Source organism: Brevibacterium renqingii (assembly GCF_017808095.1).
GTDB lineage: Bacteria > Actinomycetota > Actinomycetes > Actinomycetales > Brevibacteriaceae > Brevibacterium > Brevibacterium renqingii.
The window spans coordinates 74896-88213 of the sequence record NZ_JADBHG010000006.1; the positions used below are offsets into that span (position 1 = coordinate 74896).

Annotated in this window: 13 protein-coding genes; 7 read left to right on the plus strand and 6 right to left on the minus strand. The window is 67.7% G+C overall.

Annotated features, from left to right (window positions below):
- Positions 1-90: 90 nt before the first annotated feature.
- Positions 91-759, minus strand: coding sequence for a VOC family protein (locus IIE29_RS12235; RefSeq protein WP_209325561.1), 669 nt, complete (start codon positions 757-759; stop codon positions 91-93).
- A 398-nt stretch (positions 760-1157) separates the two neighbouring features.
- Here IIE29_RS12235 and IIE29_RS12240 point away from each other — a divergent pair, with 398 nt between their 5' ends.
- Genes IIE29_RS12240 through IIE29_RS12265 form a run of 6 tightly spaced genes read left to right on the plus strand, consistent with a single transcriptional unit; the run spans position 1158 to position 8894 of the window.
- Positions 1158-2867 (plus strand): TIGR04028 family ABC transporter substrate-binding protein, encoded by a 1710-nt coding sequence (locus IIE29_RS12240; RefSeq protein ID WP_209325562.1) that lies wholly within the window; start codon positions 1158-1160, stop codon positions 2865-2867.
- Positions 2864-3964: an ABC transporter permease gene (locus tag IIE29_RS12245; RefSeq protein WP_209325563.1), complete on the plus strand. Its 1101-nt coding sequence runs from the start codon at positions 2864-2866 to the stop codon at positions 3962-3964. The genes IIE29_RS12240 and IIE29_RS12245 overlap by 4 nt, the downstream gene beginning before the upstream one ends.
- Positions 3961-4821: an ABC transporter permease gene (locus IIE29_RS12250; RefSeq protein ID WP_209325564.1), complete on the plus strand. Its 861-nt coding sequence runs from the start codon at positions 3961-3963 to the stop codon at positions 4819-4821. Before IIE29_RS12245 ends, IIE29_RS12250 begins: the two co-directional genes overlap by 4 nt.
- Positions 4818-6500, plus strand: coding sequence for a dipeptide ABC transporter ATP-binding protein (locus IIE29_RS12255; RefSeq protein WP_209325565.1), 1683 nt, complete (start codon positions 4818-4820; stop codon positions 6498-6500). The genes IIE29_RS12250 and IIE29_RS12255 overlap by 4 nt, the downstream gene beginning before the upstream one ends.
- 5 nt (positions 6501-6505) lie before the next feature.
- Positions 6506-7564 carry a putative FMN-dependent luciferase-like monooxygenase gene (locus IIE29_RS12260; protein ID WP_209325566.1) on the plus strand — a complete coding sequence of 353 codons (1059 nt, stop codon included), beginning with the start codon at positions 6506-6508 and terminating at the stop codon, positions 7562-7564.
- Position 7565: 1 nt separating this feature from the next.
- Positions 7566-8894, plus strand: a complete 1329-nt coding sequence (locus IIE29_RS12265) for an alkylhydroperoxidase domain protein (RefSeq protein WP_209325567.1) — start codon at positions 7566-7568, stop codon at positions 8892-8894.
- A gap of 120 nt (positions 8895-9014) precedes the next feature.
- Here the strand turns inward: IIE29_RS12265 and IIE29_RS12270 are convergent, their stop codons facing one another.
- From IIE29_RS12270 to IIE29_RS17050, 4 genes are all read right to left on the minus strand, one after another.
- On the minus strand, positions 9015-9434 hold the full coding sequence (locus IIE29_RS12270; RefSeq protein WP_209325568.1) for a DUF779 domain-containing protein: 420 nt from the start codon (positions 9432-9434) through the stop codon (positions 9015-9017).
- Positions 9434-10957: an acetaldehyde dehydrogenase ExaC gene (gene exaC, locus IIE29_RS12275; RefSeq protein ID WP_209325569.1), complete on the minus strand. Its 1524-nt coding sequence runs from the start codon at positions 10955-10957 to the stop codon at positions 9434-9436. Before exaC ends, IIE29_RS12270 begins: the two co-directional genes overlap by 1 nt.
- A gap of 99 nt (positions 10958-11056) precedes the next feature.
- Positions 11057-11683: a M23 family metallopeptidase gene (locus tag IIE29_RS12280; RefSeq protein WP_209325570.1), complete on the minus strand. Its 627-nt coding sequence runs from the start codon at positions 11681-11683 to the stop codon at positions 11057-11059.
- A complete protein-coding gene (locus tag IIE29_RS17050) occupies positions 11683-11817 on the minus strand; it encodes a hypothetical protein (protein ID WP_281389152.1) in 135 nt (44 codons plus the stop codon). The genes IIE29_RS12280 and IIE29_RS17050 overlap by 1 nt, the downstream gene beginning before the upstream one ends.
- 214 nt (positions 11818-12031) lie before the next feature.
- Between IIE29_RS17050 and IIE29_RS12285 the strand changes: the two genes are divergently transcribed.
- On the plus strand, positions 12032-12244 hold the full coding sequence (locus IIE29_RS12285) for a hypothetical protein (RefSeq protein WP_209325571.1): 213 nt from the start codon (positions 12032-12034) through the stop codon (positions 12242-12244).
- Between the two features lie 2 nt (positions 12245-12246).
- Here IIE29_RS12285 and IIE29_RS12290 read toward each other — a convergent pair whose 3' ends face one another.
- Positions 12247-13317: an AI-2E family transporter gene (locus IIE29_RS12290; RefSeq protein WP_209325572.1), complete on the minus strand. Its 1071-nt coding sequence runs from the start codon at positions 13315-13317 to the stop codon at positions 12247-12249.
- Position 13318 lies beyond the last annotated feature (1 nt).

Here is a 13318-nt window from a genome sequence, read left to right on the forward strand (position 1 = left end):
AGTCTAGCCACCGGCACAGATTCGTCGAAAACCGGTCAAGCGCCGAGGCGCGCGCCCGCGCCTCCACGCCGAGTCCGTCTCTCGAGGACTTCAGAACTCGAGGACACCGCCCGGGCCGTGCAGTCTGGCGTGCAGCCGAGGTTCGGGGCCCTCGACCACGCGGGTATCGCCGGCGCCGAGCACCTCGAGCACTTGACGGGTCGCCTCGGCCTCGGGGGTCTCGATCGAGAACTCGGTCAGCTCCAGGGCCGGCAGCGCCGCCTCGGCGGGGTGGGCGGACTCTCCCCAGTCGATGAGGAAGGGCTGAACACCTTGCTGCGGCAGCGGCGACCGCATGGTCAGCCGCCATTCGAGCCGCTCGCCGTCCGCGGTGTCGCGCGCCATCTCCGCGACCTCCCCGAAGTCGATGCCCGCCGTGTTCGCGGCCGCGATCTTCGCGAGGAAGGCCGGCGGATGGATCGCCCACGTCTGCAGGGTGGGCCCCGCGGCCAGATGCGCGTCGAGCGGCAGCCTCCCGTCCGCAGGCGGATCCTGCTGCGGGTCGGGGCCGAGGATCTCCAGATAGGTGCGGGCACCGTCTGCCCAGCCGGTCGGGACGAGCCCGAGGAGGCAGTTCGCGGTCCCCCGACCGGGGTGCGCACCTCCGGGGACGGCGCGAACGCCCGTGGCCTCCTCGACGGCGGCGACACCTGCGTCGAGGTCGGGCACCGTGATGACGAGATGGTCGAGTGCAGCGGGAACGGTGTTCAGAGCGTCCATGATCCACCTGGACCTTTCAAACGAGCGTGTAGGCCATCAGTCTCCCCCGCCCGGACGTCGAGGGCAATGCCCGGGGTTCCGCGGGCGATGCGATTCTGCTCCTGGGTGGGAAATTCGCCACCCGGAACACATTATTGCTCAACACATATGACGATTCCCGTAGCCCTCGCCGGCCTGCCGGCCGAAGACGGAAGCGTTCAACATGTCTCAATGTGAAGCCTCCGAATTGACTGAGATTGCGCCGATGCGCTTTACTCGAACCATGCAGTTCACCCCCGGGCCCCGCGCAAGCCGCCTCCCCTGCCTCCGTCCCTCGGCAACGACCTGCGCTCATTATTGTTGAACTATCTTCGCCTCAGTTCGCAGTTACCTCACTTCGGCCCAAAGGACCTCTCTCCATGACGGACCTCCGTCCCACCGCCTCGGCGCGCGTCGCCGGACACGACCTCGACCGGCGATCGATCCTCAGCCTCGGACTGGGTTTCGGCACCCTCATCACCCTCAGCGCCTGCACACCGCGCGACACCGGCACGTCGGCCTCCGGACACCCCGTCCGAGGCGGGGTGCTCACCTACTTCGAGCCTCAGACCTGGACGCTTCTCTATCCGCCGTCGGTCGGCTTCTACCCCAACGGCGGAATCATGAACAACATCTCCGCGAGGCTGCTGTGGCAGGATCCGGAGACTCTGGAGCTGCACCCGTGGCTGGCCACGGATCTGCCGGAGATCAGCGCCGACGCGACGACCTACACCTTCACCATCCGCGACGGAGTGACCTATTCGGACGGAACACCGCTGACGCCTGCCAATGTGGCGAGGAACTTCGACCTCTTCGGCCGCGGCGACGAGGCGCGCACGCTCCCCGTGTCCGAACAGATCTCGAACTACGAACGCAGCGAGGTCCTCGACGATCGTCGCGTGCGCTTCCACTTCTCGGCCCCCTCTCCCGGGTTCGCCCAGGCGACCTCGACGATGAACGCGGGGCTGCTCGCCGACTCCACCCTCGCACTCGATGCCGAGGGATTCGGGCCCGGCGGGGCCACCCGGATCCACACCTGCGGGCCCTTCCACATCACCGACGAGACCATCGGCCAGAAGCTCTCGGTCAGGGCCCGCGAGGACTACGACTGGGCTCCCCCGCACCTGGCACACCAGGGGCGGGCCCACCTCGACGGCATCGACTACCTGACCAACAACGAGTACTCGGTGCGCATCGGGGCCGTGCTGTCCGGACAGGCCGACGGTGTGCGCGACGTCCAGGCACCCGATGAATCACGGGTGAGCGAGCATGGGCTCCGCCTCTACGCGAAGGCGACGAACGGGATCAACAACAGCATCAACTTCCGATTCCGGCACGCTCTCCTGGCCGACGTCTCCGTCCGGCGAGCGCTCATCGCCGCCATCGACCGGCAGGAGATCGTCGACAAGCTCTTCACCCCCAACTATCCGCTGGCCACCGGACTGCTGGCCGAGGGCGCAATGGGCTACACGGACCAGTCGGGCTCCTGGGTCCACGATCCCGACAGGGCCGACCGCCTCCTCGATCAGGCGGGATGGACCGAACGCAACACCGCCGGCTACCGCGTCAAGGACGGGCAGACGCTGGCCCTGGCCGTGAATATCGCCCTGCCGCAGCCGCGGTCGAACGAGGTCCAGACGCTCATCCAACAGCAGCTGCGCCGCGTCGGCGTGCATCTGTCGATCAACCCCGGAGACCAGTCGAAGCAGACGCTCGACGCCCTCGAACTCGACACCGTGCAGATCTACCATTCGATGGTCGCCCGTGCAGACTTCGACAACCTGCGCTCGAACTACTCGTCGGTCAACCGTGACGTCTTCCTCAACGGACCAGACCGCTCCGACGCCGACGACGGTTCGATCGACCCGCGCATCGACGAGCTCCTCGACGCTCTCGCCGCGGAGCCCGACCCCGGGAAACGGCAGCAGGCCGCCGAGGCGGTCCAGGACTACCTCGTCGAGCAGGCCTATGTCCTGCCGTTCTTCGAAGAGCCCCAGGTCTTCGCGTTCCGCCGCCGCGTCCACGGCTTCGCCACAGAACCGGTGGGGCGCCCCGACTTCTACAGCACCTGGCTGACAGGAGAGAGATGATCCTCGACACACGCTATCTGCTCCTGCGCCTCGGTCAGGCCGTCCTCGTCCTGCTGCTGGCCTTCACCGCAGCCTTCGTCCTGCTCAGCCTCATCCCCGGCGACGGGCTCACCGCCCGCTTCGCCGACCCGGCGCTGGGTCTCTCCTCCGAGCAGATCACCCAGATCCGCGAGGCCACGGGTGCCGACGAGTCCTGGTTCAGCCGCTATCTGCTCAGCCTCACCGGCTTCCTCACCGGCGACTTCGGGTACTCGGTCCAGACCGGTGCCGCCGTGTCGACGATCATCGCCGCGGCCCTGCCCTCGACGGCGGTGCTGGCGGTCTCCGGTTTCCTCACCGCACTCGTCCTCGCCGTCGCCATCGCGGTCGCCGCCACCTATGGTCCGGCCACCGGCCCCTTCGCCTGGGTCCGGCGGGCTCTCGACTCGGTGCCCAGCCTGTTCATCTCCGTCCCCGTGTTCTGGCTCGGGATCCTGCTCATCCAGGTCTTCTCCTTCCAGTTCGGCTTCGTCTCCGTGATCTCCCCCGGTCCCGCCGAGGCGCTCGTGCTGCCGACGCTGACCGTGGCGGTGCCGCTGTCGGCTCCGATCGCCCAAGTGCTCATCCGCTCCATCACCGAGGTCCAGGCCTCCGGATTCGTGAAGGTGACCACGGCGAAGGGCGCCTCCGAGATGTGGATGCTCGTCCACACCGTCGCCCGCAACGCGGTGCTGCCGGGGCTGACGATCATCGGACTGGTCTTCGGTGAGCTCGTCGCCGGTGCCGTGGTCACAGAGACGGTGTTCGGCCGCAACGGCATCGGACTGATCACCGCCCAGGCCGTGACCCACCGCGACAACCCGATCCTGCTGGCAGTGGTCGTCATCGCCACCTTCGGCTACGTCATCATCAACCTCGCCGTCGACCTCCTCTACCCCGTCATCGACGTCCGTCTGCGCACCCAGCGCACGACAGCCTCCGGCAAGGGGCTGAAGAACAGCGATGCAAGCACCCGCAGCGCGCTGACGGCGACCGCCGCCAGCGTCGGCGTCGACCTCGACTGGACGGACGACACCGCTGCCGCGACGGGCCCCGAGACGAAAGCGACGAACCCATGAGCCTCCCCGATGTCTTCACCCGCGCGGAGGACACTGCCGGAACGCGCACCCGCGCCGCCCGCGGTGCGGTCACCTCGGCGACCGTCGTCTCTGCACTCGTCCTGCTCATCGCCATCGCCTGGGCCCTGTTCCCCGGCCTCTTCACCCACTTCGATCCGAACGACGGCGGCGACACCCCGGCCCTGCTGGCACCCAGTCTCGAGCACTGGTTCGGCACCGACCAGACCGGTCGGGATGCCTTCACCCGCGTCGTCTACGGCGCCTCCCAGTCCCTGCTCGCCGCGCTCGTGGCCGTGGGCGTGGGTCTCCTCATCGGCACCGCGATCGGCCTGATCGCCGGCACCCGGCGCGGGCTCGTCGACGATGTGCTCATGCGCTCCATCGACGTGCTGCTCTCGATCCCCGCGATCCTGCTCAGCCTCTCGATCGTCGTCGTCCTCGGCTTCGGCACGATCAACGCGGCCATCGCCGTCGGCGTCACAGCCATCGCCCAGTTCGCCCGCCTCGCCCGCTCCCAGGCGGTGCAGATCGGCACGAGCGACTACGTGGCCGCCGCCTACGGCTCCGGCGGCACCTTCTTCTCCGTCCTCGTCCGCCACATCCTGCCGAATTCGATCTCGCCGGTGCTCTCGCTGGCCGTGCTGCAGATCGGATCCGCGATCCTCCAGATCTCCACTCTCGGGTTCCTCGGCTACGGCACTCCGCCGCCGACGCCCGAATGGGGTCTCATCATCGCCGAGGGCCGCAACTTCGTGGCCACCGCCTGGTGGCTGACCGTGCTGCCCGGCCTCGTCGTCATGGCCATCGTGCTCGCCACCCATCAGATCGGCAACACCCTGCGAAAGGTGACATCATGACCGCATCTCCGCTGCTGCACATCGACGGCCTCACCGTCGACTACGCCCGCCGAGGCGGCTCCCCGGCCGTGCGCGGCCTCGACCTCGCCGTCGGCGCCGGTGCGATGACCGCCGTCGTCGGCGAGTCCGGCTCGGGGAAGTCGACGACGGCGAACGCGGTCATCGGACTCCTGCCCTCCTCGGCTCGGATCACGGCCGGGCGGATCCGCCTCGGCGACCTCGACCTCACCCGGATGGGACCGGCCGGCTGGCGCGGGGTGCGCGGGGCTCAGATCGGATACGTCCCGCAGGATCCCGGAAGTTCGCTCAATCCGCTGCAGACGACGGGGAAGTCCGTGGCCGAGGCGCTGCGCATCCACCGTCGCACGAATCGTGCCGAGGCCCGGGACAGGGTCATCGAACTGCTGGGAAGGGTCGGCATCGACCGGCCCGAGAAGCGTGCCGATCAGTTCCCGCACGAACTCTCCGGCGGGATGCGGCAGCGTGTGCTCATCGCCGCGGCCATCGCCCTGCGCCCCCGCCTGCTCATCGCCGACGAACCGACCTCGGCCCTGGACGTGACCGTGCAGAAACAGGTCCTCGACCTCCTCGACGAGCTGCGCGCCGAAACCGGGATGGGCATCCTGTTCATCACCCACGATCTCGCCGTCGCCGGGGAACGCGCCGACGATGTCCTGGTCATGCAGGCCGGGACGGTCGTCGAGTCCGGGGAGGCCGGTCGCATCTTCTCCCGCCCGGAGACCGAGTACACCTCCCGCCTGCTCGCCGACGCCCCCGCCCTGCAGACGAAGGCCCGCCCCTCCCTCCCCGAGGCGGCCGCGTTCCCCATGCGCCCATTCGTCTCCGTCGACTCGCTGACCCAGGTCTTCGACCGCTCCGGCGATCAGGTCATCGGCGTCGAGGACGTGAGCTTCACCCTCAACCGCGGCACTACGCACGGCATCGTCGGCGAATCCGGTTCGGGCAAGACCACGACGGGCAAGGCCCTGGCCGGATTCCTCGCACCGCAGTCGGGCCGTGTGCGCATCGGAGACTTCGACGCCGCCGAGTTCGGCCGCTCCGGACGCGGGGTGCGCGGACGGGCCCGGATCCGGGAGTTCCGGCGCACCGTCCAGCTCGTACACCAGAACCCGTATTCGGCACTCGATCCCAAGCACTCGATCCGGGCGACCCTGACCGAGCCTCTGCGCAACTTCGGCATCGGCACCCGCGCCACACGAGGCAGTCTGGTCACCGAGACCCTGGAGAGGGTGGCGCTGCCGACGGAGTTCCTCGACCGGCGCCCGGCCGAACTCTCCGGAGGCCAGCTGCAGCGAGTGGCGATCGCCCGAGCCCTCATCGCCGAACCCGAACTCGTCGTCTTCGACGAGGCTGTCTCGGCCCTCGACGTCACGGTGCAGGCGCAGATACTGACTCTCCTCGACCGGCTGCAGCGGGAACTGGGACTGACCTATGTCTTCATCACCCACGACCTGGCCGTGGTGCGGCAGATCGCTGATACGGTGTCCGTGATGTCGCGCGGGCGTCTCGTCGAAAGCGGCGCGACCGAGGAGGTCTTCGCACACCCGAGCACTGATGTCACTCGGGCACTGCTCGATGCGATCCCGAACCCAGTGGCATTCTCCGGCCACGCCGACCCCCACCCCGCACTCGCCCTGACCGCAGCGGCAGAAAGCTGAGACCCATGACTGATACCACCACCGAGCAGACCAGCGGACCACGGCTCGGGTTCTTCACCCGACTGCTCGAGGACGCCCCGGCCGGGCAGCGCTACCGTTTCGCCCTCGAACAGATCGAAGCGGCCGAGCGCTTCGGCATGCACTCCGCATGGGTCGCCCAGCATCATTTCTCCGCCGCGGAGGGCGGACTGCCCTCCCCGCTCGTCTTCCTCTCCCACGCCGCCGCCCGCACCCGGCGGATCACCCTGGGCACGGCCATCATCACACTGCCGATGGAGAACGCTGTGCGCGTGGCCGAGGACGCCGCCGTGCTCGATGTCCTGGCCGAGGGCCGCCTCGAGATCGGGCTGGGCTCGGGCGGGAACCCGAAGTCCTTCCCCGCCTTCGGCACGAGCTTCGATGAGCGCCGTGAGGTCTTCGCCGACAACCTCGCGACCCTGCGCACCCTGTTCTCAGGGGATTCGCTGCCCACCGAGCATCTGCTCTATCCCGAACCCGACGCTGCGGATGCAGGCCGTCCCGGTCTCGGGCAGCGCCTGTGGCAGGCGACCTTCTCCTCAGGCGGTGCCGGGGCCGCCGGGGCCGCCGGGGACGGGCTGATGCTCTCGCGCACCCAACCGCGCCCGCAGGGCAGACCGGAGGCGGCCCTCGACGAGGTGCAGCTGCCGGTCATCGACACCTATCTCTCCCAGCTGCCGGACGGCGCCGCGCCGCGCATCCTCGCCTCGCGTACAGCTGTGGTCGCCGATGCCGCCGATCTGCCGCGGCTGCGGGAGATCACCGAGCCCGCGCTGCGGACCGAGGCCGATCGCCTCGTCGGCTACGACACCTCCTCCTTGAGCTTTGATGAGCTGCTCGTCGCCACCGACACCTACCTCGGCACGTCCGAGCAGGTGATCGAACGCATGAGCGCCGACCGCGTGCTCGATCGCGTCACCGATGTCAGCTTCCAAGTGCATTCGGTGCCGGCGACGAACGAGGCCGCCCTGCGCTCGATCGAACTGCTGGCCACCGAGGTGGCTCCGGCCCTGGGTCTGGACGTCGCCGAGGAGCGTGTGCGCTGAGATGACCGATATCGTCAACGTCCTCGCCGGCATCGCGGCGAACGACTCTCTCGACGTCCTCCGCGATCACCGGCCCCAGGCCAAGGAGAACGCCCAGCTCAGCTTCGAGGCGCTCCTCGAACCCTCCGATCCGGCCGGGGTGACCTACCGCGAACGCTACGCGGTCGCCGCATTCACCGCCGGCCTCCTCGGCGCCCCCGCCGCCGAGGAGTTCTACCGTGACCTGCTCCGCGACGAGGACGAATCCGCGTCGTGGGTGGTCGCCGAGCTCCTCGACGAATCCATCGCGTCAGCTGACTCGGAGACCGGCTTCGGCGTGGGAGTGCAGGGTCCCTACGGGATCTTCGAATCCGAGTCGCTGGCGGAGGAGAACCTGCCCGGACCGTGGTTCACCGCGACGGCGGCATCAGCGGAGACGCTGGGTGAGAAGCTCGTCGCCGGGCTCGAGTTCGCCCATCTGCTCGTGCTCCACCCGCGCGATTGCGGACCCGAGCATCTGGCGCTGCTGCTCGCGGCCGGCTGGGACGAGGACGGGATCGTCACACTGGCCCAGCTCGTGTCCTTCCTCAACTTCCAGATCCGCGTGAGCACGGGCTTGGCGGCCCTTGCTGCTACAGCCCCGTCGGACCCCGCGGTTCCCGAGCCGCTGGCGGCCACCACCGTGGAATCGGCCTCCGAATCCGAAGGCACCGCCTCGGCTCGGGCCGAGCGGGCGCTGGCCGAGTTCGGACACCGGGTGAGCACCTATCCGGATCTCGCCCGTCCCGAGCTGTTCCAGCAGTCCGGTCTCGGCTGGGTGCCCTGGATCGCCCCGGTCGCCGAGGCGGAGCTGACCGGGACTCAGCGCGAGGCTCTCATCGAGGCCGGCCGGGCGAAGAATCCCTACTTCCGGCTGCTCGCCCGGGACCCGGACGCACTCAGAGCCAGGACGCTGACCGATCTCGACATCTTCTTCAACACCACCGACGGCCTCGGCCGGGCCGAGCGGGAACTCGCCGCCACGGCGGCCTCGAGGCTCAACGGGTGCCTGTTCTGCGCGTCCGTCCATTCCGAACGTGCCACCGAGGAGTCCGGACGCCGGGATCTCGTGCAACGGCTGCTCGACGAGGGCATCGGGACCCGCCTCGGCGATTCGGTCTGGGACGCCGTCGTCGACGCCTCGGTCGCTCTCACCGTGACTCCGCCGGCTTTCGGACCCTCGCACCTGTCGGCGCTGCGGGAGGCGGGACTGGGCGACGGCGACATCGTCGACGTGCTCGGCAGCGCGGCGTTCTTCAACTGGGCCAACCGCCTCATGCTCTCCCTCGGCGAACCTGAGGCGCTGAACTGAGCTCCACCGAGAAACGGATCGAGCGCCTCGGCGCCAGTTGCGTGCACGTGCGTTCTGCGGGCGGATCCACTGTGAAATCCCGTGAGATTTCACAGCGGATCCGCCCGCAGGAGACGCCGCTCAGGCGACGTCCATCAGCGCCGAGCGGATGATGAAGCGGTTGCCCGTCGGGGCTTCGACGCTGAAGCCGCTCCCCCGTCCGGGTACCACGTCGATGGTCAGATGCGTGTGCTTCCAGTACTCGAACTGCTCGACCGACATCCAGAAGTCCAGTCCGGCCTTCTCGGCGTCGTCGATGGGCAGCTCGAAGTGGCCGAGCAGCACATCCGCCTCCGAGGTGAGGAAGTCGCCTTCGGGGAAGCACATCGGAGACGACCCGTCGCAGCACCCGCCGGACTGATGGAACATCAGCTGACCGTGCTTGTCGACAAGCGTGATCAGCAGGTCGAGGGCCGCTTGGGTCATCGCCACCCGTGACCTCTCTTCGCCCTCGATCCGGGGAGTCGATTCGAGGGCGGCGGTTTCGGTCGTATCGCTCATCAGAAGAATCCCTGCGCGTTCTCGGAGTAGCTGACCAGCAGGTTCTTCGTCTGCTGGTAGTGGTCGAGCATCATCTTGTGGTTCTCGCGTCCGATGCCCGAGGACTTGTACCCGCCGAAGGCCGCGTGTGCGGGGTAGGAGTGGAAGTTGTTCACCCAGACGCGACCGGCCTGGATGTCACGTCCCGCCCGGTAGGCAGTGTTGCCGTTGCGGGCCCAGACCCCGGCGCCGAGGCCGTAGAGGGTGTCGTTGGCGATGGAGATCGCATCGTCGTAGTCGGAGAACGAGGTCAGAGCGACGACTGGGCCGAAGATCTCCTCTTGGAAGAGACGCATCGAGTTCGTGCCCTTGAAGACCGTCGGCTGGATGTAGAAGCCGCCGGCGAGGTCGCCGTCGAGCTCGGCTCTGTCACCGCCGATGAGCACCTCGGCGCCCTCGTCCTTGCCGATCTGCAGGTAGGACATGATCTTCTCGTACTGGTCGTTCGAGGCCTGCGCGCCGACCTGAGTGTCGGTGTCGAGCGGATTGCCCTGTCTGACCGATCGGACACGTTCGATGCCGGCAGCGACGAAGTCGTCGAAGATCGATTCCTGAACGAGTGCGCGAGAAGGGCAGGTGCAGACCTCGCCCTGGTTGAGCGCGAACATCGCGAAGCCCTCGAGGGCCTTGTCGCGGTAGCTGTCGTCGTCGGCCATGACATCGTCGAAGAAGATGTTCGGCGATTTGCCGCCGAGCTCGAGGGTCACCGGGATGATGTTCTGCGAGGCGTACTGCATGATCAGACGCCCTGTCGTCGTCTCTCCGGTGAAAGCGACCTTGCGGATGCGCTTGTTCGAAGCCAGGGGCTTGCCGGCCTCGGCGCCGAAGCCGTTGACGATGTTGAGGACGCCGGGCGGAAGCAGGTCGCCGATGAGTTCGGCGAGCACGAGGATCGACGCCGGGGTCTGCTCGGCCGGTTTGAGCACGACGCAGTTGCCGGCGGCGAGCGCCGGAGCGAGCTTCCACGTGGCCATGAGCAGCGGGAAGTTCCAGGGGATGATCTGTCCGACGACGCCGAGCGGCTCGTGGAAATGGTAGGCCACCGTGTCGTCGTTGATCTGCGAGATGCCGCCTTCCTGCGCTCTGATCGCCGAGGCGAAGTAGCGGAAGTGGTCGACGGCCAGCGGGAGGTCCGCGGCCAGCGGTTCACGGATTCCCTTGCCGTTGTCCCAGGTCTCGGCCACAGCGAGCATCTCGAGGTTCGCCTCGATCCGGTCGGCGATCTTCAGCAGGATGTTCGCCCGCTCCGTCGTCGAGGTCTTGCCCCAGGCCGGTGCCGCCGCCCATGCGGCGTCGAGGGCGGTCTCGATATCGTCACCGGTGGAGCTGGGGACCTCGGTGAAGACCTGTCCGGTGACGGGAGTGACGTTCTCGAAGTAGTCACCGTTCTTCGGCGGCACCCACTCGCCGCCGATGTAGTTCTCGTAGCGTGATTTGAAGGTGACGAGCGAACCGTCGGTACCGGGTGCTGAGTAGACTGCCATGACACTCCTTCGTGTGAGTCCATCCGCCCCGCGGAGCGGACGTGTCCGTGTCTTCCCACCATAGGCCCGCCGAGGCGGCCGAACAATAGGCGGACGGACTCACACGTGGACGAGTGCGCCGTTGCGGGGAACCCCTCCTGCGAACCGAATGCGCACTGCCGTCGCGTGTTCGACGTCGAGACTGTCGAACGCCTGCAGGTGCAGGTGGGGTTCGGTGCTGTTGCCGGAATTGCCGCAGCGTCCGACGAGGTCGCCGGCCCGGACCCGGTGTCCGACCTGCACCCGCGTGCTCCCGCGCTGCAGGTGGCAGAGTGCGACGACGGCCGATCCGGTGTCGATCATGATGTCGTTGCCGGCGAGCTCCCGCCAGCCCGCCTCGATCCGACTGCGCTGAGTCAGCGCATAGCCGAGTGAGGGCAGACCCCGATAGGCAGGGTGATCGGGTGCGGAATCGTGGACGGCAGCAACGGTGCCGTCGACAGGGGCGGTCACGGGACGGCCGAAGCCGGCGAACTTCTCCGGAGGCTCCGGGCGCAGCAGCGATACGACGCCGAATCGCGCCGACCTCAGCGATTCGTCGACCGGCACGAAGTCGATGGCGAACGAAGATGCGAACCGTGGGGTTCCATGGCTCGGAACACGATCGGCGGGACTGTTCTGCACCATCCACCGCCCGATGAAGGGGTACTCCAGGTTGAGCGCAGCTGCCTGCAACGGATCCGTCATCATCTGTCTCCGGTCTGCCGAATGGCGGCGTAGAGAGCCATATCGCGGCGCTCCCCGTCGATCATCTGAGTCGCGCGGCTCGGCAGCGATCCTGTCAGAGGCACATACGGATCGGTCGAGAGTTCACGCGCCATCGCACCATCTCGCGCTTCCACCGCTCGCAGGCGAACACGACCACGAGCAGGAGCAGTCGCGGGCCATGGCGGAAGTGCGGGGCTCGTCATATCAGCGACTTGACCCCGCGCCTCCCCCGGAACCGCCTCTTCGCGCTGCGTCACCCGATCCGTCTGCGACATGGACCCCATCCTAGGCTTCATATCCGCCTTCACCCCATTTAAAATGACCACCATGAGCGAGCCCGACAGTCCAGTGTTGCGTCTGATCCCGTACCTTGCGGCGATCACCGCGGCCATCTTCATCGCCCTGCCCCGACTCAGCGGAGACGGGGACCTGCTCGCCGGCCTCCTCTTCGCGGCCGCCGCCTATTTCGGCGTCTACTATCTGTCCAAGCTCATCATCCACGTCATCATCACGCGCATCGACGACGACGATCCTTCCTGACCCTACCTCTTCGCCTGCGCGGGCACGACGACCTTGCGGATGACGATGAGCGCCGAGGCGGCCACCGGCACCGCGACCACGGCGCCGAGCACACCGCCCAGGGTTCCGCCGGCGATGGCGGCGATGATGACGAGCGCACCGGGCACATCGACTGCGGCCTTCATGATGCGGGGGCTGAGCAGATACGCCTCGACCTGCATGTACACGAGATAGTAGATTCCGGCGGCGATGCCCAGGCCCGGGGAGACCATGAGGCACGAGGCGGTGATGATGATCGCGCCGGTGATCGGGCCGACGAGCGGGATGAGCGAGCCGAGGAACGCGACGAACGCCAACAGCGCCGGCAGCGGGGCGCCGATGATGGTGAGGAAGATCGCCGAGCACACCCCGTTGACGATGCCCAGGGACAGCTGCCCGAGGACGTAGCGCCCGATGGAGCGGGTGACCTCCTCGGTGACGGATTCGACCGTCGGCCGGGAGGAGGCCGCGACCAGTGAGAACATGGCGGATTTGATCGTCGGCATGGTCACGGCGAAGTAGATGGTGAGGATGACGACGATGATGGCGCCGGTGATGAAGCTGAGGATGCCGGCCCCGATCGTCACGACGCCTCCGCCCACCGACAGCACATTCTTCGGATCCGAGACCCAGTCTCCGAGGTTCGCGAAGATCGCGTCGACGTCGATCGCGCCGGTGAACTGCTGTTCGAGCTCCAACACCCAGCCGGTCGCCGCGAGATTCGCCACGATGTCAGGCAGATCGCCGACGAAGGTCTGGATCTGGCTGATCACGATCGGGGCGATCAGCAGCCCGGCACCGACGACGATGAGGACGAAGGCGAGGATGACGAGGATGACCGACACCGACCGCGGCACCTTGCGCTCGACGAACCACTGCACGATCGGTTCGAGACCGAGCGACAGGAACAGGGCCAATCCGATGTAGATGAGCACGGTGGCCAGCGACTGCAGAGCCATCATCACAGCGATCGCCAGTCCCACACCCAGAGTGCCGGTGAATCCGACTCTGAATGCGCTGTTGAGTGTGAGGGATCTGCCCTGACCGGTGCCCATG